The organism is Microbacterium sp. NPDC078428, from assembly GCF_044542535.1.
Lineage (GTDB): Bacteria > Actinomycetota > Actinomycetes > Actinomycetales > Microbacteriaceae > Microbacterium > Microbacterium limosum.
The window spans coordinates 185,181-205,453 of record NZ_JBITUP010000004.1; the positions used below are offsets into that span (position 1 = coordinate 185,181).

The window sequence follows — 20,273 nt, forward strand, 5'->3', positions numbered from 1 at the left end:
AGCGACCGGCTGGGAGCGTGCCCGCTGTCCCTCGTGTCGTCGCGAACGGTGGCGAGGCGGGCGGGCAGAACGCGTCGCCGGGTGGCGGCGCGGGAGGGCTGTGCGAGCTCGACGGCGGCGCCGGTTAGGGCGTCGGGTCGAAGTCGAGGAGGTAGAGGCGGCGTCGTCCGCTATCGCGGGTGATGCGGTGGACTGTGACGCCGTGCTCGGTGAGCGCGTCGGAGTGTTGCGTAAGCGCGCGTGCGACCTGTGAGGGCCCGCTCGGCCAGTGTGCGCCCGCGTCGCGCGGGCGGACGAGTGCGAGCGCGTCACGCAGCTCGGTGGCCGTTCCCTCCCAGCCGTCTGCCGCGAGGCGGGCGATAGCGGTGGCGAAGAGGTCGCCTTTGCGCCCGTCGGCGACGCTGTCGGCGTAGGTCGCGGCGTAGCTGTCGGCGTTGCTTGGGTCGGTGTCGAGGTGGAGGTCGAGGGCGACGAGGTGCTCGTGGTAGTCGGCCATCCGGGCGAGCTCGGTGGGCTCAGTACCAGCGTGGTCGAGGAGCGCGAGCACGCCGACGACATCGTCAAGCAGGGCACCGAGGATGGCCGGGTGCTGGGCTCGAAACTCCTCCCAGAGCGCGCGCTCGGTGCGGCGAGCGCTGGCGGCGATGCGGGGGAGCTCGACGGTGACGAGTCGCTCGCGCATATCCGCGCCGAGACCCTCCGGGAGGGTCGCGGTGGTGAGGATTCCGGTGCGTCGGAGCGTCGAGCAGTGAAGGCCCGTGCCTCGGCTCTCGCGGATAGAGGCGACGCCAGTCACGAGCGAGGCGAACCACGCGGCGACGTCGGCGGCGACGTGGGTGACGTTGTCCCACGTCGGCACGAAATGGGACGCGGCGCTCGCGGTGTTCGCGGCGTGGTCGTCGGTTGGCGCGGCGCCGAGCACGCCCTCGCGGCCCGATGCGCCGAGGGCCGGGTCGAGGATCGACTTGACCATGCGCGCGAGGGTGGACTTGCCCGCGCCGGTCGGGCCGGTCACGGCGAGCACAGGGCGAGGCATCGATGAGAACAGAGCGCACACGAGCCAGCCCCACACGAGGCGAAACGCGGCGGAGCGCGGCGAGAGGCCGAGGATTCCGGCGAGGATGTCGCGGGAGCCGCCGCGCACGGGCACCGGCAGGGGCTCGGTGGCCCGGGAGCTCCCGAACAGTACGCCGACGGTGCGCGGCTCGACGATCGCCCAGCCGGACGCTGTCACATGCACAGCGCCACGGACCTCGCCGGGCCGGGCGAGGTCGAGGACGAGGGCGTCGGGTTGCTCGACGGCACGGAGCGCGACGTCGCGAGCGGGTGCCGCGCTGGCGATAGCCGCGAGCGTTGCGGTAGCCGCGACGAGGTCGCGCGTGGGGGCGCCAGAGCCCACGCACTCCCACGCGAGGCGCGTGACGGCCGCTGACACGTCCTTGACGGGACTAGCGCGGTGAGGCTCGCCCGGGTCACGGGGGATCGTGACGAGCGAGCCCTCGGCGAGCGCGAACTCGTAGGAGTTGAGCACCGTGTTAACGATGTCGGCGGGGTCAACGGAGGCGGTGGGGGCAGTCATGTTGTGTCCAGTCAGATAGTCGGCGTCAGGGCTAGCAGCGCGCGAAAGTGTCCAGTCAGAGAGGGGCGAGGAAGGCGCCGGGCGCCCGCTTACGCGACTGGAAGCGCAAGCGGGCGGGCCACGGCTCGCGGGGGCCTATTCCCGCGCCACGACTCGGAGGTCGGTGGGTGGTTGCCGTGTCAGGCGGCGAGCTTGAGGGTGAACTCCTCGCGAGCGATGGCGGTGAGGTCCGCGGTGAGAGCGGCCCGGCGCGTGTCGTGCCAACGAGAGCGGCATGCGCCCGAGCACGTCAGGGCGTCACGGCGGGCGGCGGTGAACGCGTGTCCGCATGACCGGCACACGAGGCGATGGGGGTTAGACATGGGGCCATTCCTCTCGGCATACGTGTCGAACACTTGGTGGCGCTGGTATATACCGCCCGGATGCCCAGCCCTGCCCAGATCGGTAGCGAGGACTGGGCGAGGTGCAACATCTCGCCGATTTGCGGGATGTCGCTGAGCGCCCGTAGAAGGGAGTGGTCCCTGAGCATCGACCAGCGTCCCTATCCCGCGGAAATATGCGGAGTAGGCAGGGTCGGTGCCCCTCAAGCACCGTCCCTATTCCAGGGTCGGTGCCCCGAGAGCATCGTCCCTCTTTCGGGCCTGACCTCGCGGGCGACGAGCGCCGGTGCGACAGGTGCGACAGGGTGCGGCTGTCCTCGTGCGCCACGACGGTCGCGCGAGCGGTCACCTTGTCACGCGAGGAGATACCGCCTCTAGCGGGTGGCACTGCCCACGGGTGGGGGGACGCCGTCGCGGCGGGCATTTCCGACAACGCCGAAAGGCCTCCGAACTCACGCGAAGAGCTCGGGGCCTGGGCAGTGTGGGGGTGGGGCGCTACTCGAAATCGAATCGCGGCGCGCGCCAGTTCAGCGCGACGCGGTCGAGGTTGATGCGGCGCCCCCGCGTCTGGGAGGCGGCGACCGCGACGTGGTCGAGAGCGCGGAGGAGCGAACGGCGGCGTTCGCCATCGTCCTCCGCCGCCTCCCACGCCTCGCCGAGGGTGCGTCCGGTAGGAACAAGCGATACGGTCACAGTCACGGGCACGGATCGGAGCGTGTCGGCCCGCGCGTCGAGCTCGTCGAGTTTTGCTGCGAGAGCGACCCGGTCGGCGCCACGCTCGCGCATGTCGGCAAGCACTTGGTCGATGGCGCGCTCGACATCGGCGAGCGCGGATGCCGGGGAGCCGTCGACGCTCTCAACCTCCTCTAGTTCGGGCCAGGCGCCCGCTATGGAGAGGTACGCCTCGGTGACGTGCGATTCAAGCGCCTCGGCTCGGATGCTGGCGGGCTGACCGCATCCGCGTCCCGGGCAACGGTAGATCGGAATGCCGTTGCGGACTGTCCCTGCCCACAGGCGACCGTCGCACGTTCCGCAGAAGGCAACGCCGGAGAGGAGCCGCTCGGCTCGACGTGCGGGGGTGGGACGCGTCGCCGGAGCCAGCCGGGCGCGGATGCGCTCCACAGTGTCGGCGTCGAGGACAGGCTCGAAATGAGTGACCGGCAGCCCATCCTCGTCAGTGATGAGGCGCCCTTTGTGCGTCACGCGCCCGGCGATACGGTCGGACGTGAGTAAGCGGCGCACGGTGGTCGCGTCCCAGATGCCCCTGTCGAGGCCCTCGACGGATTGGCCCTTGAGCGCCGCAACGCGCGCGTCACTTTTGGCGGTGGCGATGCCTTGGTCTCGGAGCTCCCGTGCCAGCGTCGACACGCCAACGCCCTTGAGGAGGCGGTCGGCCATGCGCCGAACGAGCGCGGCCTCGGTTTCGTCGACGACGAGCACCTTGCCGCCGTCGGGCGCGTCGGCGGTGCGGTACCCGAACGGGGCGGGACCGCCCGTGTGTCTGCCGACCGTGTGGCGGTACGCAACCGCGGCCCTCATGCGTGCGGCGGTGCGGTCGCGCTCGGCGCGGGCGAGGTCTGCGCTGATCGAGAGGCGGAGGTCAAAGCCATCCTCGGACCCGTCGCCGTCGACGCCCTCTCGGATCGCTACGAAGCGGGCTGGGTTGCCGCTCTCTCGACGCTGGCGAAGTACGCGGAGGAGGTCGGCGAGGAACTCGACGCCCTGACGGCTCCATCGGTCGTATGCGTAGACCGCGAGCACATCGGCGCGCCCGTCGGCGAGCATTGCGAGCGCCGCGTCGGCGTTCGCGCGTTGCTTGCCGCCCGACACGCCCTCGTCTGCGAACGCCTTTACGATCTGCCATTGCTCGGCGACGGCGCGGGCGGTGAGCTCGGCATCCTGACCCGCGAGAGACGACGACGCGTCATCCATCACACTGAGTCGGGTGTAGACGACGGCGGGGCGGCGGGTGACTTGGTCAGCCATGGGTTAAAGGTAGCAGTTAGCAGGCCTCGGAGCTCTGCCAGTCCATCCGTCCATTCTTCCGTGTCCCGCGCGCGACGTCGGACACGTTACGGGCCCCGAACGATGGATGCCCCGGCCGTCACCGGTCCGGGGCATCCATCGCACAGGGTTACGCGCGGGCGGCTTCGCTCACGCTGCGGGCCGCCGCGAGCGCCTGCTCGAGGTCGGCCTTGAGGTCGTCGACGTTCTCGATGCCGACCGAGAGGCGCACGAGCCCGGGCGTGACGCCCGCCGTGAGCTGCTGCTCGGGGGTCAGCTGGGAGTGGGTCGTCGAGGCGGGGTGGATGACGAGGGAGCGCACGTCGCCGATGTTCGCCAGGTGGCTGAACAGGTGCAGCGAGTTGACGAACTCGCGGCCGGCCTCGACGCCGCCCTTGAGCTCGAACGACAGCACCGCGCCGACGCCCCTGGGGGCGTAGGTGTTGGCGGCCGCGTACCAGGGCGAGGAGGGCAGGCCCGAGTAGTTCACCGAGGCGACGTCCGGGTGCTCCTCGAGCCACTCCGCGATCTCCTGGGCGTTCTGCACGTGGCGCTCGATACGCAGCGACAGCGTCTCGATGCCCTGGATGAGCAGCCAGGCGCTCTGCGGCGAGATCGAGGATCCGAGGTCGCGCAGCAGCTGCACGCGCGCCTTGATGATGTAGGCGAGGGGATCGCCGACCGCGGTCGTGTAGCTCGCGCCGTGGTACGACGGGTCGGGCTCGGTCAGGCCGGGGAACCTCTCGACGTTCTTCGACCACGCGAACGTCCCGCCGTCGACGATCGCGCCGCCGATGACGGTGCCGTGACCGCCGAGGAACTTCGTCGCGGAGTGGACGACGATGTCGGCGCCGTGCTCGAACGGCTTGATGAGGTAGGGCGTGGCGATCGTGTTGTCGACGATCAGCGGGACCCCGGCCTCGTGGGCGACGTCCGAGACCTTGCGGATGTCGAGGATGTTGATCTTCGGGTTTCCGACGGTCTCGCCGAAGAAGAGCTTCGTGTTGGGGCGGACGGCCGCGCGCCACTCCTCGGCGTCGTCCTGGTTCTCGACGAACGTCGTCTCGATGCCGAGCTTGGCCAGCGTGTACTTGAACAGGTTGTACGTTCCGCCGTAGATGGAGCTCGAGGAGACGATGTGATCCCCCGCCTGCGCGATGTTCAGCACGGCGAACGTCTCCGCGGCCTGGCCGCTCGCGACGAGAAGGGCGCCGGTGCCCCCCTCGAGTGCCGCGAGGCGCTGCTCCACGACGTCCGTCGTCGGGTTCATGATGCGCGTGTAGATGTTGCCGAACTCGGCCAGCGCGAAGAGGTTCGCGGCGTGGTCGGTGTTGTCGAACACGTAGGACGTGGTCTGGTAGATGGGCGTCGCGCGCGCCTTCGTGGTGGGGTCGGGCTGCGCGCCCGCGTGGACCTGCTTGGTCTCGAAGCGCCAGTTCTCGGGTGCGGACATGTCGTCCTCCTGGTTGATGCTCGCGGCCTGCGGCGGTCGCCGGGCCTGAGGCGAGACTAGGCAGGCGGCCTCGACGGCGACAAGGGCCGGGAAATGTGACGTAACAGGGCGGCCAGAGCGCGTGCAGCGGCATCCCGCGGTGGCGCGTTAGCGTTGTCCCATGGCGAACAGGCGAGCAGTGGTCACGGGAGCAAGCTCCGGAATCGGAGAGGCGACGGCGCGTGCGCTGCGCGCCGCGGGATGGGACGTGGTGGGCGTGGCGCGCCGTGCGGACCGGCTGCAGCAGCTCGAGCGCGAGACGGGCGCCGCGGTCTTCGCCGCCGACCTCACCCGCCGCGCCGACATCGATGCGCTCGCCCTGTGGCTGTCCGAGACGGGCCCCGTCGACGCGCTCGTGCACGTCGCGGGCGGCGCGCGGGGCACCGACACCGTCGAGGGCGGCTCGCAGGATGACTGGACCTGGATGTTCGAGGTCAACGTGCTCTCGACGCAGATGATCGTCCAGGCGCTGCTGCCCCAGCTGCGAAGCGCCGCCCGCGCGGGCGGCCACGCCGACACGGTCTTCGTCACCTCGACGGCGGCTCAGGTGGCGTACCCGGGCGGCGGGGGCTACAACGCGGCGAAGGCGGCGGAGTCGATGCTCGTCAAGGCACTGCGACTCGAGCTGAACGGCGAGCCGATCCGGGTCGTCGAGATCGCGCCGGGCATGGTCAACACGCCGGAGTTCACGCTCAACCGGCTCGGGGGCGACAGCGCCGCCGCCGATCGCGTCTACGAGGGGGTCGAGGCGCCGCTCGTCGCCGCGGATGTCGCCGACGTCATCGTGTACGCGGTGGATGCCCCGGGTCACGTCAACCTCGACCTGGTGACGATGCGCCCGGTCGCCCAGTCCGCCCAGCACCTCCTGGCGCGGGGACCCCTGCGCACGCGGGGGGACCAGGCGTGAGCGCCGAACGCGAGATCCTCACCTGGGACGGCTTCGGCGGGGCATGCCGAGAGATGGCGCGCGACATCCTCGCCGACGGATTCGTTCCCGAGGTCGTCGTCGCGATCGCCCGTGGTGGGCTGCTGCCGGCGGGCGCGATCGCGTACGGCCTCGGAATCAAGAACTGCGGGGCCCTCAACGTGGAGTTCTACACCGGTATCGGAACGGTGCTCGACGCCCCCGAGCTGCTGCCGCCCGAGCTCGACATGGCCTATCTGGACGGACGCCGGGTGCTGCTCGTGGACGACGTCGCCGACAGCGGCCGCACGCTCGATCTCGCCGTCCGGCTCCTCCGGGAGCGCGGCGCGGACGTGCGGTCCGCGACGATCTACACCAAGCCCGGCACGATCATCACCCCGGACTACGCGTGGCGCGACACTCCGCTGTGGATCGATTTCCCGTGGTCGGCGAAGGGCTCCGTGATCGACGAGGACGCGGCCTGAGCGATGCCCCGGAGCCTCGACGATCTCGCACGCGACGGGCTGATCGATGCCGCGTGGGCGGATCGCCTCGCGCCCGTCTCGGGAGAGATCGCCGCACTCGGCGACCGCCTGAGGGAGGAGGTCGCGGCGGGACGGCGGTACCTTCCCGCGGGCGACCACGTGCTGCGCGCCTTCGCCGCGCCCTTCGACGGCGTGAAGGTGCTGATCGTGGGGCAGGACCCGTATCCGACTCCGGGGCACCCGATCGGGCTCTCCTTCGCGGTGGAGCGCCACGTCCGGCCGCTGCCCCGCAGCCTCGCCAACATCTACCGCGAGCGGGCCGACGACCTCGGCATCCCGCCCACCTCCCACGGGGACCTCTCGGCGTGGGCGGATCAGGGGGTCATGCTGCTCAACCGCGTGCTCACGGTGGCGCCGGGCGCGCCGGCGTCCCACCGGGGCTGGGGCTGGGAGACGGTCACCGAGCACGCCATCCGCGAGCTCGTCGCCCGCGAGCGTCCGCTCGTCGCGGTGCTGTGGGGAAGGGATGCCGCGGGCCTGCGCCCGATGCTCGCCGGGACGCCGATCGTGGCCTCGGCCCATCCGTCCCCCCTGTCGGCGAACCGCGGGTTCTTCGGCTCCCGCCCGTTCTCGCGGGTCAACGAGCTGCTGGTCGCGCAGGGCGCGGACGCCGTCGACTGGAACCTCCCCGAATGACCCGCCCCCGCGCCGTACCGAGCCTCTAGGCTGACGGCATGCTGGAAGAGGAATACGAGCGACGGCGCCGGCTGCCTCGGCATCTGCGACGCACCGAACCTCCCGAGCGCCCCTTCAGCTACACGATCCGCCCCGCGCAGGAGCGCGACATCCCCGACATCCGCGAGATCTACAACTACTACGTCACCAACTCGGTCGTGACCTTCGACGAGAAGCGCTGGAGCCTGCGGCAGTGGCGGGAGAAGTTCCAGCACCTGGCCAAGCTCGAGCTGCCGTTCCTCGTCGCGGAGAGCCCGAGCGGGCAGATCCTGGGCTACGCGCTCGTAGCGCCCTGGGCCGGCAAGTCCGCCTTCCGCTACACCGTCGAGAACTCGATCTACCTGGGTCAGGCGGCCACCGGCAAGGGCCTCGGCCGCGCGCTGCTCGAGGCGCTCATTGCGGCGTGCGAGGAGAAGGGGATCCGCGAGATGGTCGCCGTGATCAGCGACAAGGGGGCGGAGGGGTCGATCGTCCTGCACGAGAAGCTCGGCTTCACCGAGGTCGGCCGGATGGGCCGCGTCGGCTTCAAGTTCGGCCGGTGGCTCGGGACGATCTACCTGCAGAAGTCGCTGTCGCCGAAGAAGAAGCGCGGACTCTTCGGCCGCGCGCGCCACGACTGAGCCCGCTCAGCCGACCCCGGGGTCGTCGATCGACGGCACGGCGTCGAGGAGCAGCCGCGTGTAGGGGTCCTGCGGCCGCTGCAGGACGCCGGCGATGGGGCCGGACTCGACCACGCGGCCGTCCTTCATGACGAGCACCCGGTCGCACAGGTTCTGCACGACGCCGATGTCGTGGGAGACCAGCAGCAGCGCCGTCCCCTCCTCCCGGCGCAGCGTGCGCAGCACCTCGAGGATCTGCGCGCGCACGCTCACATCCAGCGCCGACATCGGCTCGTCCCCGACGATCAGCCGCGGTCGGTGCACGAGGGCGCGCGCGAGGGCGATCCGCTGCCGCTGACCGCCCGAGAACTCGTGGGGGAAACGGTCGGCCATGTCGGCCTCCAGCCCGACGAGTCGCAGCGCCGACCGCACCTGCGCCCGCCGGGCGCCGGGGATGTCGAGGGCCCACAGCGGCTCGCCGACGATGCGCCCGACGCTCATGCGGGGATCGAGCGACGCGTACGGGTCCTGGAAGACCACGCCCGTCTGGCGGCGCAGCCAGTGCAGCGAGCGGGCGGATGCCGCGGCATCCACGTCTCGGCCGTCGAAGACGATCCGGCCCGCCGTCGGCCGGTCCAGGGCCATGAGCAGGCGCACGAGCGTCGACTTGCCCGACCCGGACTCGCCGATGACCCCGACGGCCTCTCCCTCGCGCACGTCGATGTCGGCGTCCTCGAGGGCGCTCGTGACGGGGCGCCGGGCGAAGGGGGCCCGGCGGGGCCCGGCGTACCGGCGGGTCAGGCCGCGACCGGAGAGCAGGACGGCGCTCACGGCATCCGCCCCTCGCCCGGATCCTCGCGACGCCAGCGGGTGGCGGCCGCGTCGCGCAGCAGCCCGCGCGTGACGTCGGTGCGCGGCGACCTCAGCAACTCGGCGACCGGCGCCTGCTCGATCACCCGGCCGTGCGCGAGCACGACCCCCTCGGCGGCGATGCGCCCGAGCACGGCCAGGTCGTGGGTGATGAAGATCAGCGACATCCGCTCGCCGTCGACGAGCGCGCGCAGCAGGGTGAGGATCTCGGCCTGGATCGTGACGTCCAGGGCCGTCGTGGGCTCGTCGGCGATCAGCAGCCGCGGCCGGCAGGCGAGCGCCATCGCGATCGCGACGCGCTGCCGCTGCCCGCCGGAGAGCTCATGGGGGTAACGCCTCACGATGCGCTCCGGCTCGGGAAGGTGCACGCGGTCGGCCTCGGCGATCGCCCGCTCCCACGCGGCGCGGCGGGGGAGCCCCTCGTGGATGCGCACGGACTCGGCGATCTGCCGGCCGACGGTGCGGATGGGGTTCAGTGCGGTCAGCGGCTCCTGGAAGACCAGCCCGATCTCGTCCCCGCGCAGGCGAGCGATCTCCCGCTCCGGCATCCCGAGCAGCTCCCGCCCGTGCCAGCGGATGCTGCCGCTCGCCCGAGCCCCGTCCGGCAGAAGCCCCATGATGGCGAGGGCTGTGAGCGACTTCCCGGATCCGGACTCGCCGATGAGACCGAGCCGGGACCCGTCGGCGACCTCGAACGAGACGCCGTCCACGACACGGCGGCCGTCGATCTCGACCACGAGGCCCTCCACCGACAGGCTCACGCGGTCGTCCCCGGTACATGCGTGGGGGCGCGTCGTGCGGTGGCGCCCGCGGTGCGCAGCGTCGGGTCGGTCGCCTCGCGCAGCGCGTCGCCCAGCATGTTCAGGGCGAGCACGGTGAGCGTGATCACGGCGCCGGGCCAGATCACGGAAAGGGGGTGGATGGTGATGTACTCCTGGAGGTCGGCGAGCAGGCGCCCCCACGAGGCATCGGTCACCGACGCCCCGAAGCCGAGGTACGACAGGCCCGCCTCCGCCAGCACCGCGACCGCCATCGACCACGACAGCTGCACGATGAACACCGGCGCGACGTTGGGCAGCAGATGGCGCCGCAGGTTCTGCAGGGGCGAGAGTCCGCTCGCCCGTCCCGCCAGCACGAAGTCGGAGCGGAGGACGCGGCGCAGCTCCGGACGCGTGACCCGCGCGATGTTCACGCCGAAGCCGATCCCGACCGACCATACGACGACCCACAGCGAGCCGCCCCAGACGGCGGAGATCATCATCGCGATCAGCAGCACGGGGAAGGCTATGAGGATGTCGACGAGCACCGCGACGCCCTCGCGGATCCCGCGCGCGGTGAGAGCCCCGAGCGCCGCGAGGACTATCCCGACGACCGTGGCGACGATCCCGGAGCCCACGGCGACGGCGACCGTGGTGCGGGAACCGGCCATCAGCAGGCTGAGGATGTCGCGCCCCGAGTTGTCGGTGCCGAACGCATGCGGCCACCCGGGCGGTGCCCAGCGGGCGGAGATGTCGACCCGCGCCGGATCGAGCGGGGTCCAGAACAGCGAGACGAGGGCGCAGAGGAGGATCACCACGACGACGATGAGTGCGAACCGGCCCGCGGCGCGGGCCCAGAGGCGGGGCAGCCAGCTCATGCCGCCTCCCGTTGGCGCGGGTCGATCACCCGGTGGGCCAGGTCGACGACAAATCCGACGATGAGCACGAAGCCGGTCAGGACGAGGAGCGAACCCTGCACCTTCTCGAGGTCGCGCGCGGCGACGTCGGCCACCAGCATCCGCCCGATGCCGGGGAGCGAGAACAGCTGCTCGATGACGACGGAGCCCACGATGATGCCCGCCACCTGCAGCCCGAGCACCGTGACGACCGACAACCCCACGTTGGGCAGTCCGTGGCGTAGCAGCGCCTGCGTGCGTGTGAGCCCCTTCGCGGCCGCGGTGCGCACGTAGTCCCTGCCCTGGGCGTCGAGCGTCGCACTGCGCACGAAACGAAGGAGCAGCGCGCCCTCGACGACGCCGATCGTGAGCGCCGGCAGCACGAGTGCGCGCAGCGCGGCCGCGGGATCCGACCACCCCGCGCGGGGAAAGCCCTGCGCCGGCAGCACCCCCACCCACACGGCGAAGACGACGACGAGCATCATCCCGGCCCACACCACGGGGACCGCCGCGAGCGTCTGCGCCGCGACGTTGACCGCCGTTCCGGCCGCGCGAGCGCGCCACAGCGCGGAGAGGACCCCGAACGGCAGTGCGACGGCGAGCGCGACGAGGAGGGCGAGGAGTCCGAGGGGGACGGTCACCTGGGCCTTCTCGAGCAGCTCCGTCGACACGGGAGTGCCGGTGAGGAGGGAGGACCCGAGGTCCCCGGAGAAGACGCCGCCGATCCAGTCGAGGTATTGCACGACGGCGGGGGCATCGAGCCCCAGCCGGTCGCGGATCGCAGCGACCTGCTCGGGCGTCCCCTGGGTGCCGGCGATGAGCTGCGCGACGTCGCCCGGCAGCACCCGAAGCGTCGCGAAGATCAGCACGCTCGCCACGGCCAGCCCCACCAGGAGGAGGGCCAGCCGGGCGAGCGCGTACCGGAGCACGCCGTCAGCTCTTGCCGAGCTCCGCCGCGTCGAGGCGGGAGTTCACGTTCGTCGTCGGCATCCCCGACACGTTGTTCGCGACGGCGAGCACCGATGCCCCGTTGTAGAGCCAGTCGGCCGCCATGTCCTCCGAGACGATGCGCGCGGCCTCGCTGAGCAGCTCCGAGACCTCGTCCTCGTCGGTGGCGACGAGCGACTGGGCGTACAGCTCCTGCACACGGGGCTCGTCGTACGTGAAGTAGTAGTCGGGGTTCGCCCAGTTCTCGAAGTCCCGCGACTCGGTGTGCAGCACGAAGCTCAGCTCGTAGTCGCGGTTGGTGTAGACGTCCTGCAGCCACACCGGGAACTCGACGGAGTCGACCTCGAGGGTGATGCCCACCTCCGCCAGCTGCGAGACGAGCACCTGGGGGATCGTGGTCGGGTAGAAGGACGGGATCGTCAGGGTCAGATCGAGGTCTTCCGCGTCGGCCTCGGCGAGGAGTTCGCGGGCCGCCTCCGGGTCGTAGGGGACGACATCCGAGAGGTCCTCGTACCCGGGATCCAGGGGCGGGATCGGGCCGTAGAGCGTCTCGCCGGCCCCCAGCGCCTCGATGATCGCATCGTGGTCGATCGCGCGGCGGATCGCCTCGCGAACGCGGATGTCGTCGAGCGGTGCCGTGAGGCTGTTCATCGCCAGCGTCCCCTTGTCGGTGGACGGGCCGGTCACGACCTCGAAGTCTCCGTTCGCCTCCACCCGCTCGGCGAGCGTCGCGTCGAAGCCGGTCAGGACGTCCACCTCGCCCGCGAGCGCGGCGTTGACGGCGGCGCTCGTGTCGGGGATGTAGGAGAAGACGATCTCGGCCGACGTCGCCGGCTCGCCCCAGTAGGCGTCGTTGCGTGCGAAGACGATGCTGTCGCCCTGTCGCCAGGAGGCGAGCGTGAAGGGGCCCGTGCCATTGGCCGCCGTGGCCAGGTCGGTGTCGTCGCCCTCCTTGAAGATCAGCCCCGCGCGCCCCGTCAGCGTCCACAGCAGCTGCGAGTCCGGCTCGGTGAGAGTGAGCGTCACGACCTGGCCCTCGGCCGTGATGCTCGAGACCTTCGCGAGCCGCTCGGAGTCGACGTACGCGGGAGTGTCCTTCGCGGTCTGCAGCGACCACACCACGTCCTGCGGCGTGAGCTCCTGGCCGTTGTGGAACGTCACGCCCTCGCGCACCGTGAACGAGTAGGTCAGGCCGTCTGTCGACACGGTGTAGTCGTCGGCCAGTGCGGGTTCGATCTCCTGCTCTGGCGTGCGCGTCACGAGGCCCTGGTAGATGTTGTCGATCAGGATCTGGTCCAGGGCGGCGCCGGAGGTCTCCCGGACGTTGAGGTTGCCGGGTTCGAGGACGAGCCGTACCGACACCGAGGCGTCGGGGTCGGGCGAACCGGCGGGTTCGGGCTCGGCGTCCCTCGCCCCACCCGTGCACGCGGTGAGCAGGAGGGCCGCGACGACGCCCGCGGAGGCGAGGGTGAGACGGCGATGCATAGAGGGGGTCCTTTCGGGCGCGCCGGGGCATCCGAGGCGGATTCCGCCGCGACCGCTCTACCGAGGCGGTCGCCGTGGCGCACCTTCCAGCCTATTGCGCGCACCCGCTGCGGGCGCGACACGGGCGATCCCGGCCGACGAGGAGGGTCAGCCCGCCTCATCCTCGATGTCCCCGAGGATGCCGGCGAGCTCTGCGGGTGCGGCCTCCTGCAGGTTGTGCGGGCCCGCCACGGTGATCACGCGGGAGCGGGGGAGGCGCCGGGTGAACTCCGCGGCGTCCTTCTCGGAGACGAAGCCGGATGCCGCCCGGATGAGCGTGATCGGACAGGAGACGGCGGCGAGGTCCTCCCATCCCGCCGCGGACACGACGGAGCGGTCGGGGCCCCCGCCCGTGTCGCCGGCGAGGACCGTGGCGAGGTGGGCGAAATGGTGCTTCCACTCCACGCGTCCGTCGGCCCGCACCCGGGAGTTGAAGAAGACGCCCCGCTCGGTCTGCCGGCGCGATCCGCCGAGTCCGAACTCCTGCGCCCTGTCCACGAGGGTCTCGCGGTCGGGGAAGTCCGTCGGCCCGGCGTAGAACTCCCGCAGCCGCGCGGGGCCCGCGGACGTGTCGATGCCCGGCGTGATGTCGACGATGACGAGCGCCCTCACGAGTCCGGGCGCGAGGGCCGCGACGCGGGCGGCGGTCAACCCGCCGAGGGAATGCCCCACGACGACCTGGGCGGTGTCCGTCCACGCCGTCATCCCGGCGGCGATGTCGGGCGCGAGCGTCTCCGCGCGATAGTCGGCGTCGCCGCGCCACGAGGAGTCGCCGTGGCCGGGCAGGTCGATCGCGAGCGCGTCGGGCGACCCCGTCGCCGCGGCACGGGCGAGCAGCGTCGTGTCCCACGTGTGGGCGTTCAGTCCCGCGCCGTGCAGCAGGGTGATCCGCGGGCGTCCGTGGCCCCACCGGAGCGCACTCAGCGTGCGCCCGTCCTCGAGGCTGAGACCGACCCTCTCGACGTGGGGGAGGGTGGGGACCGAGAGGCCGGCATCCGCCGCCTGGGCGGGGAGGAAGGAGAACTCGTCGTCGGCACCCATGGCGCCCATTCTGCCGCCGTTAGAGTGATCGGGTGAGCGAAACCCGCGTGCATCTGTCCCGTTCGGAACCCGACGCCTACCGCGCGCTCGAGGAGTTCTCGAAGACGGTGGGGCGCATCGCGCGCGAGAACGGCGTGGACGATCGGCTCAAGGAGCTCGTCCTGCTGCACGTGTCGCAGCTGAACGGCTGCGCGTTCTGCGTGCGCGTGCATCTCGACCGGTTGCTGGCGGCGGGGGCGACCCCCGACGATGCGGCGCAGCTGCCGGTCTGGCGCGAGTCGGGGGTGTTCAGCGACCGCGAGCGCGCGGCGCTCGAGCTCGCCGAGTCGTTCACCTTCATCCACCGCGACGGCATCTCCGACGACGTGTACGGCCGTGTCGGCGGGGTGCTCTCGGAGAAGGAGTACACGGCGCTGTCGTGGCTGTGCGTGTCGATCAACGCTTTCAACCGCGTCGCCATCGCCGGTCGCTACGCCGTGGCCCCGCGCAGGGGAACCCCGTGACCATGTCGCTCGTCTCGGGTGCGTACAACTTCCGCGACACCGGTGGACTGCCGGCGCTGGGCGGCACGACACGGCACGGCGTGCTCTTCCGCTCGGGCAACCTCGCGAACGTGGATGCCGAGGGCCTCGTCGCGATGCGGGGCCTCCGCCTTCGACGCATCGTCGATCTGCGCGACGAGGACGAGGTCGTCCGGTCGCCGTCGCGCGGCGTCGACGGACTGGAGACGATCCGGGTCCCGCTCTTCCTGGGCTCCGTCGCGTCGTTCTTCGAGCGGGACATGAGCCTCGGCGAACTGTACGGTGCGATCATCGACGACTCCGCCGATCGCGTCGTGGACGTGGTGCGCGCCGTCATCGGCGACCAGCCCGTGCTCGTGCACTGCACGGTGGGGAAGGACCGCACCGGCGTCACGGTGGCGCTCTCCCTGCTGGCCGCCGGCGTCGACCCCGATGCCGTCGTGGCGGACTACGCCCGCACCGAGACACTGCTGCCCGCCTCGCGCAACGATGCCGTGATCACGCGCATCCGGGAGGTGTACCCCGGCGCGACGCGCATCGAAGAGCTCGCCACGAAGTCGCCCGCACCCGTCATGCGGGCGCTGATCGACCGGGTGGAGACGGTGTTCGGATCGCCGACGGATTATCTGAGGGCCCACGGCATGAGCGACGACGAGATCGTCGAACTGCGACGCGTGCTGGTGGGGAATCGCTGAGCGCAGGGCATTTTCACGGCCAACGAAGTTAGGTGTGCCTTGCCTACGGGTATAGTGGGAAACGTCATGGCCACTCACACGTCATCCGCTTCCGCGCCGGTCTCCGCAGATCACAGCGCCGCCGCGTGCCGCGCATCGCGGCACACCCGTGTGCAGCACCTGATCACGGCCGACGAAACGTCGCTCGCAGAACTCGAGGCCCTCCTCGCGACGCTGCCGATCTGCTCGACGGGCCGCGTCTTCATCGAGGTGCCCGACGACACGTGGTTCGCGCACGTCCAGGCCCCCTCGCGCATGGTCGTCACGTGGCTCGACCGGTCCCGCCGCTCCGGGCAGCCCGGCTCCGGCCGCCCGTGCGCGCCCGGTGCCGCCGTCACCCGCGCGGTGACCGCATGGGCCGACGAGATGTTCTGCGCCGACGAGGACCACACCCGCATCCACCTCCTGGGTGGTTACCTCGGCACCGCCGACATCGTCGACCACCTGGTCGAGCGCCTGGGCGTCTCGCCGTGGTCGATTCACACGCCCGAGCGGTTCGGCATCCTCACCGCTCGCTGACGGACCGGGAAGCCCGCCGTCGCCGCGGCACGTAGCCGCCATCCTCCAGGCCCGCCTCGATCTCGAAGCGGTTGCGCAGCGGGTCGCGTCCGGCGGCCAGATACAGCAGCGGCATGAGCGCTCCGTACCGTCGCCACTGACGGCGGTGCACGGACTCGTGTCGCACGAGCGAGGCGGGGATGCGCCGCGAGCCGGTGAGGAAGCAGCGGCCGACGCAGACGCCCCCGCGGGCGAACGTCCACTCGGGCATGCCGCGGAACACCCAGAGGCCGTCGCGCCGCTCGACCCGGCCCGTGCTCCACAGCGATCCCCAGACCAGCCCGACGAGTGTTCCCCACGCGTATCCGATCGCGCTGAGAGGGGAATCCAGCAGGAAGGCGGGGATGAAGCGGTCGATGGCCCGTCCGCGGCGCACCGCCGCGTCGGCGCGCTCGCGCCATCCGGGCGGGGGCTCGGCGGGCATCAGGCCAGGGCCCCGATGATGCGCAGCAGTGTGCCCATGTCATCCGCCGCCGCGTCGGGTGTGGCGGGGGAGAATCCCGTCAGCGACGCCGACCCCGTGGGGGCGGCGTCGCGCGCGGCGCGGATCGCGCCGATCAGGGCCGCCGTGTCCGGTCCGAACGGCACGGGGTCGGTGACGCCCGCGATCGCCGCCGGATCGAGCACGTCCACGCCCACGTGGATGTGCAGAGACGAGGGGCGGGCCGCGGAGAGCGCCGTGATGATCGGCTCGATCTCCACGGTCGGAAGCAGCGTGACGCCGAGCGTGTCGGCGGACGCGATCTCGGCGGGGGTGGCGTCGCGTGCGCCCGCGATCACGACGTGCGTCGCCGGCAGCACGGCCGACGCATCCAGCGGCGGAATCGCCGGATCGACGAGGGCGCGCGCGGCCATCGACGCGTAGGCGCCCGTGGGGCTCGATGCGACGTCGTGCAGGCTTGGCTGCGCGGACAGCCAGAGCACCGCCGAGCCCTCGCCGGCGCCGTGCAGGGCGGCGACCGTCCCGACCCCCGCGTCTCCTCCGATCGTGACGACCCGGCCCGTCGCGGGGCGCGCCGCTTCGGCGTGGGCGCGGGCCGCGGCCCGGAGCGCGCTCAGGCGCCGGATGCCGGTGCCCAGGGCATCGCCCGCCTCCTCGGGGGCGGCGACGATCGTCGTCGCGCCCCGCGGCAGGTCACCCGCGATGGCGAGGGCGCCGTCGATGAGACGCATCGCGCGTGAGGACGCGGACCCCTGCCACTGCGGGACCACCACGAAATCGGTCATGCGAACCTCCGTCGGGGGCGCTCGCCGAAGTATCCGGCGAGCGCCCCGGGATGTCAGGAGTCGATCGCCTGCGGCGAGGAGCCGCCGGACTTCAGTGCGGCGAGGCGCGCCTCGACCTCGGTGAGGGTGCCGATGTCTTCGAGGCTCTCGAACTGGGCGTCGATGCTCGAGGCGGCGAGCTCGGCCTTGCCCTGTGCGAGGGCCTCCTGGCGGCGGACCTTGTCCTCGAAGCGGCCGAGTTCGCTCGTGGGGTCGAGCACGTCGATCGACTTGACCGCGTCGTGCACCTTGGTCTGCGCCTCGGCGACCTTGGCGCGCGCGAGCAGTTCGCTGCGCTTGGACTTGAGCTCCTCGAGCTTCTGCTTCATTCCATTGAGGCCGTCCTTCAGCTTGGCGACGACCTCGGACTGCGCGGCGATCTGCGGCTCGGCGGCGCGGGCCTCGTTCTCCTCGCTGATCTGGCGCTGCAGGGCGATCTTGGCGAGGTTGTCGAACTTGTCGGCATCCGCGGTGTGTCCCGACGTGCGCAGCTCGTCCGCCTTGCGGCTCGCGGCGAGGGCCTTGTTGCCCCACTCGGTCGCGGCCTGCACGTCCTCCTGGTGGTCGCGCTCCAGCAGGCGAAGATTGCCGATCGTCTCGGCGATCGCGGCCTCCGCGTCGGCGATGTTGTTGGTGTAGTCGCGCACCAGCTGATCGAGCATCTTCTGCGGATCCTCGGCCTGATCGATCAGCGCGTTGATGTTCGCCTTCACGAGCGTCGAGATGCGGCCGAAGATGGACTGCTTTGCCATATCGGTTTCCTTTCCTGGGTGGACGGGTGGTGGGATGCCGCGGGTGCGGCGCCCTCGGGTTCTAGAAGCGGCCCCCGCCGCGGCGGCCGCGGGTGCCGCCGCCGCCGAAGCTGCCGGCGCGGAAGCCGCCGCCGCGGCCACCGCGGGAGCCGCCGCCGAAGCCTGCGCCGCCCATGCCGCCCAGCATGCCCCCGAAGCCGCCCGCCGAGGAGCGGTTGCCGCCGAGCAGGGAGCCGAGGACGATGCCGCCGAGGACGGCGCCCATGGAGCTGCTGCCGCCGGAAGCCCCGTCGCGTTCGAAGGATCCGACATCGTTCTGCGCGTCGCGGATGGCGAGCGACGCGAGCTGGGAGGCCCGCTGCGCCTCCTCGAGGGCGCGGGCGGGGTCGGTGCTCTGCAGGCTCTCCGCGCGTGCGACGGCGGCGCCGGCCTCGGCGAGGCGGGTACGCGCGGGGGCACCGATCGCGCCGCGTCTGGTAGTGACGTAGTCCTCGGCGGCGGCGATCTGCCCGCGCGCGTGCGCCAGCGTCTGGCCCAGCGCCTGGGACGCTCGGCGAGTCTGCTCCTGCGCGTCGCGAACGGCGGCGAGGCGCGCGTCGATCTCGGTGTTGGCGGCCGTGAGCGCGGCGAGGGCGGCGAGCGGGCGCGTCGGGGCGTCGGTCAGCTGCGCGCGGGCGGTGTCGACCCGCTCCCGCGTGGAGGCGACGGTCGCGGCGAGTCCGCCGTCGGCGTCGGGCAGCGCGGCGGCCGCCGCCATGTCCGCCTCGAGGTCGGCGAGCAGGTCGGCTGCGGCGCGCTCGGCTTTTCCGAGCTCGGCGGCCGCCGCGTCGACGGCGGCCTCGAGTCGTGCGGCCTGCGCGACGGCTTCCTCGGCGGCCCGGATGTCGACGGCGGCGCCACCGCCGTCGCCTGCCGCGATCCGCTGCTGCGCCTCGCTCAGCTCCTCGGCGGCGAAGGCGAGCAGGGTGCGTGCCTGTGCGGGGTTCCCCTGAACGGCGGCGAATTCGTCCGGTGCGTAGCGGGCGGCCAGATCGGCCAGCGAGGCGTCGGCCCCGTCGATGGCGTCGACGGCCTGGCGTCGTTGCTCCTCGACACGCGCGAGGGCGGCGGGGGCGTTCTGCTCGAGCTCCCGCAGCGCGTCGAAGTCGGCCGCCTTCTCGTCGAGGGCGTCGCTGGCCGTGCGGCACAGCTCGAGGATACGCTCGTTCCACGCGCGGTGCGCTCCGGCGGCGTCGGGGATGCCGTCATCCAGCTTCTGCTGCAGGGCGAAGGCCTCGGTGAGCGACGCCTTGGCCGCCGCGAGGGTCGCGACGAACTCCGCCGTCGCCTCCTCGCCGAACTGCGCCCGGGCGAACCCGAGCTCCTCTTCGCTGGTGCGGATGGCGTCGTCGGTCTCCACCAGGGCGCGCGCGGCGTTCTGCGCCAGCTCCTCGTCGGAGATCGCGGGCTGCGAACCGGTCGGGCCCGCTGTCACGGCGCCGTGCTGCTGCTTCTTCCGCGATCGGATGACGAGCCAGACGACGACGGCGGCCGCGACGGCGGCGAGGAGGAGCAGCGCGGTCCACGCGGGGAAACCGCCGGACGCGGCATCCCCGGTGCCCGAGGAGACCCCGACGGCGTCGCCGAGTCCGTTGGCTGCCGCGTCGACGGCGCCGACCCAGTCGGATGCCGCGAGGCGCGGCTGCACGAGCGTCTGCTCGATCGTGCCGAGCTCGTCGAACGATACGGGCCCGGCGGAATCGGCCGAGATGTAGTACTGGCGGGTGTCCACCGCGACGGCCAGGAGGTACTGGGTGGGGCCTAGCCCGTTCTGCGTCGCGACCTCGTTGGCCCATTCCTCGGCGGAGGAGGGCTCGGTGAACTCGTCGACGAAGACGACCCAGAGGTCGAGGTCTGTGTCGCTGCGGAATGCCTCGAGGCGTTCCTGCGCGGCGTTCGCGTCGTCTGCGCTGAGCACGCCCGCCTCGTCGAGCACGTATCCGGCACCCAGGGTCACGGGGGGAGTGGCCAGGGCGGGTGCGGCGATGACGGAGAGCAGGATGGCGAGCACGGCGGATGCGACCCATCGCCCTCGGCGGGATCCGGTCTTTCGCGTCGCATTCACACCTGCGAGGTACCGTGTTCTCCCCACGCCCCCAGTCTATGCAGGGCGGGGCATGCCCGATAGGACGGGCCGGTGCGCCGGAAGCGAAACGGCGGGCGCGCGCGTGCCGAGCCGCCGTGCGGG

21 protein-coding genes are annotated in these 20,273 nt (G+C 71.8%); 7 read left to right on the plus strand and 14 right to left on the minus strand.

Annotated elements, in window-relative coordinates:
* Positions 1-124: 124 nt before the first annotated feature.
* From ACIGCK_RS09310 to ACIGCK_RS09325, 4 genes are all read right to left on the minus strand, one after another.
* Positions 125-1,579, minus strand: a complete 1,455-nt coding sequence (locus ACIGCK_RS09310) for a hypothetical protein (protein ID WP_396665565.1) — start codon at positions 1,577-1,579, stop codon at positions 125-127.
* Positions 1,580-1,758: 179 nt separating this feature from the next.
* A complete protein-coding gene (locus ACIGCK_RS09315) occupies positions 1,759-1,941 on the minus strand; it encodes a hypothetical protein (protein WP_396665567.1) in 183 nt (60 codons plus the stop codon).
* Positions 1,942-2,454: 513 nt separating this feature from the next.
* Positions 2,455-3,945, minus strand: a complete 1,491-nt coding sequence (locus ACIGCK_RS09320) for a recombinase family protein (protein WP_396665569.1) — start codon at positions 3,943-3,945, stop codon at positions 2,455-2,457.
* A 148-nt stretch (positions 3,946-4,093) separates the two neighbouring features.
* Positions 4,094-5,416: a bifunctional o-acetylhomoserine/o-acetylserine sulfhydrylase gene (locus tag ACIGCK_RS09325; protein ID WP_396665570.1), complete on the minus strand. Its 1,323-nt coding sequence runs from the start codon at positions 5,414-5,416 to the stop codon at positions 4,094-4,096.
* A 160-nt stretch (positions 5,417-5,576) separates the two neighbouring features.
* On the opposite strand from ACIGCK_RS09325, the gene ACIGCK_RS09330 reads away from it, so the two are divergent.
* Genes ACIGCK_RS09330 through ACIGCK_RS09345 form a run of 4 tightly spaced genes read left to right on the plus strand, consistent with a single transcriptional unit; the run spans position 5,577 to position 8,199 of the window.
* Positions 5,577-6,362, plus strand: coding sequence for an SDR family oxidoreductase (locus tag ACIGCK_RS09330; RefSeq protein WP_396665572.1), 786 nt, complete (start codon positions 5,577-5,579; stop codon positions 6,360-6,362).
* A complete protein-coding gene (locus ACIGCK_RS09335) occupies positions 6,359-6,844 on the plus strand; it encodes a phosphoribosyltransferase (protein ID WP_396665574.1) in 486 nt (161 codons plus the stop codon). Before ACIGCK_RS09330 ends, ACIGCK_RS09335 begins: the two co-directional genes overlap by 4 nt.
* A gap of 3 nt (positions 6,845-6,847) precedes the next feature.
* The gene (locus tag ACIGCK_RS09340; RefSeq protein ID WP_396665575.1) at positions 6,848-7,540 is read left to right on the plus strand and encodes a uracil-DNA glycosylase; all 693 of its coding nucleotides are present in this window, start codon (positions 6,848-6,850) and stop codon (positions 7,538-7,540) included.
* A gap of 38 nt (positions 7,541-7,578) precedes the next feature.
* Positions 7,579-8,199: a GNAT family N-acetyltransferase gene (locus tag ACIGCK_RS09345; RefSeq protein ID WP_396665577.1), complete on the plus strand. Its 621-nt coding sequence runs from the start codon at positions 7,579-7,581 to the stop codon at positions 8,197-8,199.
* 6 nt (positions 8,200-8,205) lie between these two features.
* Here the strand turns inward: ACIGCK_RS09345 and ACIGCK_RS09350 are convergent, their stop codons facing one another.
* The 6 genes from ACIGCK_RS09350 to ACIGCK_RS09375 form a co-directional block, all read right to left on the minus strand.
* Positions 8,206-9,009, minus strand: a complete 804-nt coding sequence (locus ACIGCK_RS09350) for an ABC transporter ATP-binding protein (protein ID WP_396665579.1) — start codon at positions 9,007-9,009, stop codon at positions 8,206-8,208.
* Complete coding sequence (locus ACIGCK_RS09355) at positions 9,006-9,809, minus strand: ATP-binding cassette domain-containing protein (RefSeq protein ID WP_396665580.1); 804 nt, start codon at positions 9,807-9,809, stop codon at positions 9,006-9,008. Before ACIGCK_RS09355 ends, ACIGCK_RS09350 begins: the two co-directional genes overlap by 4 nt.
* Positions 9,806-10,684, minus strand: a complete 879-nt coding sequence (locus tag ACIGCK_RS09360; protein ID WP_396665582.1) for an ABC transporter permease — start codon at positions 10,682-10,684, stop codon at positions 9,806-9,808. The genes ACIGCK_RS09355 and ACIGCK_RS09360 overlap by 4 nt, the downstream gene beginning before the upstream one ends.
* Positions 10,681-11,631 carry an ABC transporter permease gene (locus ACIGCK_RS09365; RefSeq protein ID WP_396665584.1) on the minus strand — a complete coding sequence of 317 codons (951 nt, stop codon included), beginning with the start codon at positions 11,629-11,631 and terminating at the stop codon, positions 10,681-10,683. The genes ACIGCK_RS09360 and ACIGCK_RS09365 overlap by 4 nt, the downstream gene beginning before the upstream one ends.
* 4 nt (positions 11,632-11,635) lie before the next feature.
* Positions 11,636-13,135 carry an ABC transporter substrate-binding protein gene (locus ACIGCK_RS09370; protein ID WP_396665586.1) on the minus strand — a complete coding sequence of 500 codons (1,500 nt, stop codon included), beginning with the start codon at positions 13,133-13,135 and terminating at the stop codon, positions 11,636-11,638.
* A 147-nt stretch (positions 13,136-13,282) separates the two neighbouring features.
* A complete protein-coding gene (locus ACIGCK_RS09375; protein ID WP_396665588.1) occupies positions 13,283-14,215 on the minus strand; it encodes an alpha/beta fold hydrolase in 933 nt (310 codons plus the stop codon).
* 32 nt (positions 14,216-14,247) lie between these two features.
* Here ACIGCK_RS09375 and ACIGCK_RS09380 point away from each other — a divergent pair, with 32 nt between their 5' ends.
* The 3 genes from ACIGCK_RS09380 to ACIGCK_RS09390 all read left to right on the plus strand — a co-directional run bounded on the left by ACIGCK_RS09380 (position 14,248) and on the right by ACIGCK_RS09390 (position 15,989).
* The gene (locus ACIGCK_RS09380; protein ID WP_330169879.1) at positions 14,248-14,718 is read left to right on the plus strand and encodes a carboxymuconolactone decarboxylase family protein; all 471 of its coding nucleotides are present in this window, start codon (positions 14,248-14,250) and stop codon (positions 14,716-14,718) included.
* Between the two features lie 2 nt (positions 14,719-14,720).
* Positions 14,721-15,431, plus strand: coding sequence for a tyrosine-protein phosphatase (locus ACIGCK_RS09385; protein WP_330172028.1), 711 nt, complete (start codon positions 14,721-14,723; stop codon positions 15,429-15,431).
* A gap of 66 nt (positions 15,432-15,497) precedes the next feature.
* Entirely contained in the window at positions 15,498-15,989 is a 492-nt protein-coding gene (locus tag ACIGCK_RS09390; protein ID WP_330169878.1) for an SIP domain-containing protein, read from the plus strand.
* Here ACIGCK_RS09390 and ACIGCK_RS09395 read toward each other — a convergent pair.
* The 4 genes from ACIGCK_RS09395 to ACIGCK_RS09410 form a co-directional block, all read right to left on the minus strand.
* Complete coding sequence (locus ACIGCK_RS09395; protein ID WP_396665591.1) at positions 15,976-16,452, minus strand: Fe-S oxidoreductase; 477 nt, start codon at positions 16,450-16,452, stop codon at positions 15,976-15,978. The two genes, ACIGCK_RS09390 and ACIGCK_RS09395, sit on opposite strands and share 14 nt — an antisense overlap.
* On the minus strand, positions 16,452-17,255 hold the full coding sequence (locus ACIGCK_RS09400) for an arginase family protein (protein WP_396665593.1): 804 nt from the start codon (positions 17,253-17,255) through the stop codon (positions 16,452-16,454). Before ACIGCK_RS09400 ends, ACIGCK_RS09395 begins: the two co-directional genes overlap by 1 nt.
* Positions 17,256-17,308: 53 nt before the next feature.
* On the minus strand, positions 17,309-18,046 hold the full coding sequence (locus tag ACIGCK_RS09405) for a PspA/IM30 family protein (protein WP_330169875.1): 738 nt from the start codon (positions 18,044-18,046) through the stop codon (positions 17,309-17,311).
* Positions 18,047-18,107: 61 nt separating this feature from the next.
* Positions 18,108-20,177: a TPM domain-containing protein gene (locus ACIGCK_RS09410; protein ID WP_396665595.1), complete on the minus strand. Its 2,070-nt coding sequence runs from the start codon at positions 20,175-20,177 to the stop codon at positions 18,108-18,110.
* Positions 20,178-20,273 lie beyond the last annotated feature (96 nt).

Bases quoted from the DNA above. Each gene is read 5' to 3' on its own strand.
- ACIGCK_RS09310 (WP_396665565.1), bottom strand. From the start codon at position 1,579: ATGACTGCCCCCACCGCCTCCGTTGACCCCGCCGACATCGTTAACACG.
- ACIGCK_RS09315 (WP_396665567.1), bottom strand. From the start codon at position 1,941: ATGTCTAACCCCCATCGCCTCGTGTGCCGGTCATGCGGACACGCGTTC.
- ACIGCK_RS09320 (WP_396665569.1), bottom strand. From the start codon at position 3,945: ATGGCTGACCAAGTCACCCGCCGCCCCGCCGTCGTCTACACCCGACTC.
- ACIGCK_RS09325 (WP_396665570.1), bottom strand. From the start codon at position 5,416: ATGTCCGCACCCGAGAACTGGCGCTTCGAGACCAAGCAGGTCCACGCG.
- ACIGCK_RS09330 (WP_396665572.1), top strand. From the start codon at position 5,577: ATGGCGAACAGGCGAGCAGTGGTCACGGGAGCAAGCTCCGGAATCGGA.
- ACIGCK_RS09340 (WP_396665575.1), top strand. From the start codon at position 6,848: ATGCCCCGGAGCCTCGACGATCTCGCACGCGACGGGCTGATCGATGCC.
- ACIGCK_RS09345 (WP_396665577.1), top strand. From the start codon at position 7,579: ATGCTGGAAGAGGAATACGAGCGACGGCGCCGGCTGCCTCGGCATCTG.
- ACIGCK_RS09360 (WP_396665582.1), bottom strand. From the start codon at position 10,684: ATGAGCTGGCTGCCCCGCCTCTGGGCCCGCGCCGCGGGCCGGTTCGCA.
- ACIGCK_RS09370 (WP_396665586.1), bottom strand. From the start codon at position 13,135: ATGCATCGCCGTCTCACCCTCGCCTCCGCGGGCGTCGTCGCGGCCCTC.
- ACIGCK_RS09375 (WP_396665588.1), bottom strand. From the start codon at position 14,215: ATGGGTGCCGACGACGAGTTCTCCTTCCTCCCCGCCCAGGCGGCGGAT.
- ACIGCK_RS09385 (WP_330172028.1), top strand. From the start codon at position 14,721: ATGTCGCTCGTCTCGGGTGCGTACAACTTCCGCGACACCGGTGGACTG.
- ACIGCK_RS09390 (WP_330169878.1), top strand. From the start codon at position 15,498: ATGGCCACTCACACGTCATCCGCTTCCGCGCCGGTCTCCGCAGATCAC.
- ACIGCK_RS09395 (WP_396665591.1), bottom strand. From the start codon at position 16,452: ATGCCCGCCGAGCCCCCGCCCGGATGGCGCGAGCGCGCCGACGCGGCG.
- ACIGCK_RS09400 (WP_396665593.1), bottom strand. From the start codon at position 17,255: ATGACCGATTTCGTGGTGGTCCCGCAGTGGCAGGGGTCCGCGTCCTCA.
- ACIGCK_RS09405 (WP_330169875.1), bottom strand. From the start codon at position 18,046: ATGGCAAAGCAGTCCATCTTCGGCCGCATCTCGACGCTCGTGAAGGCG.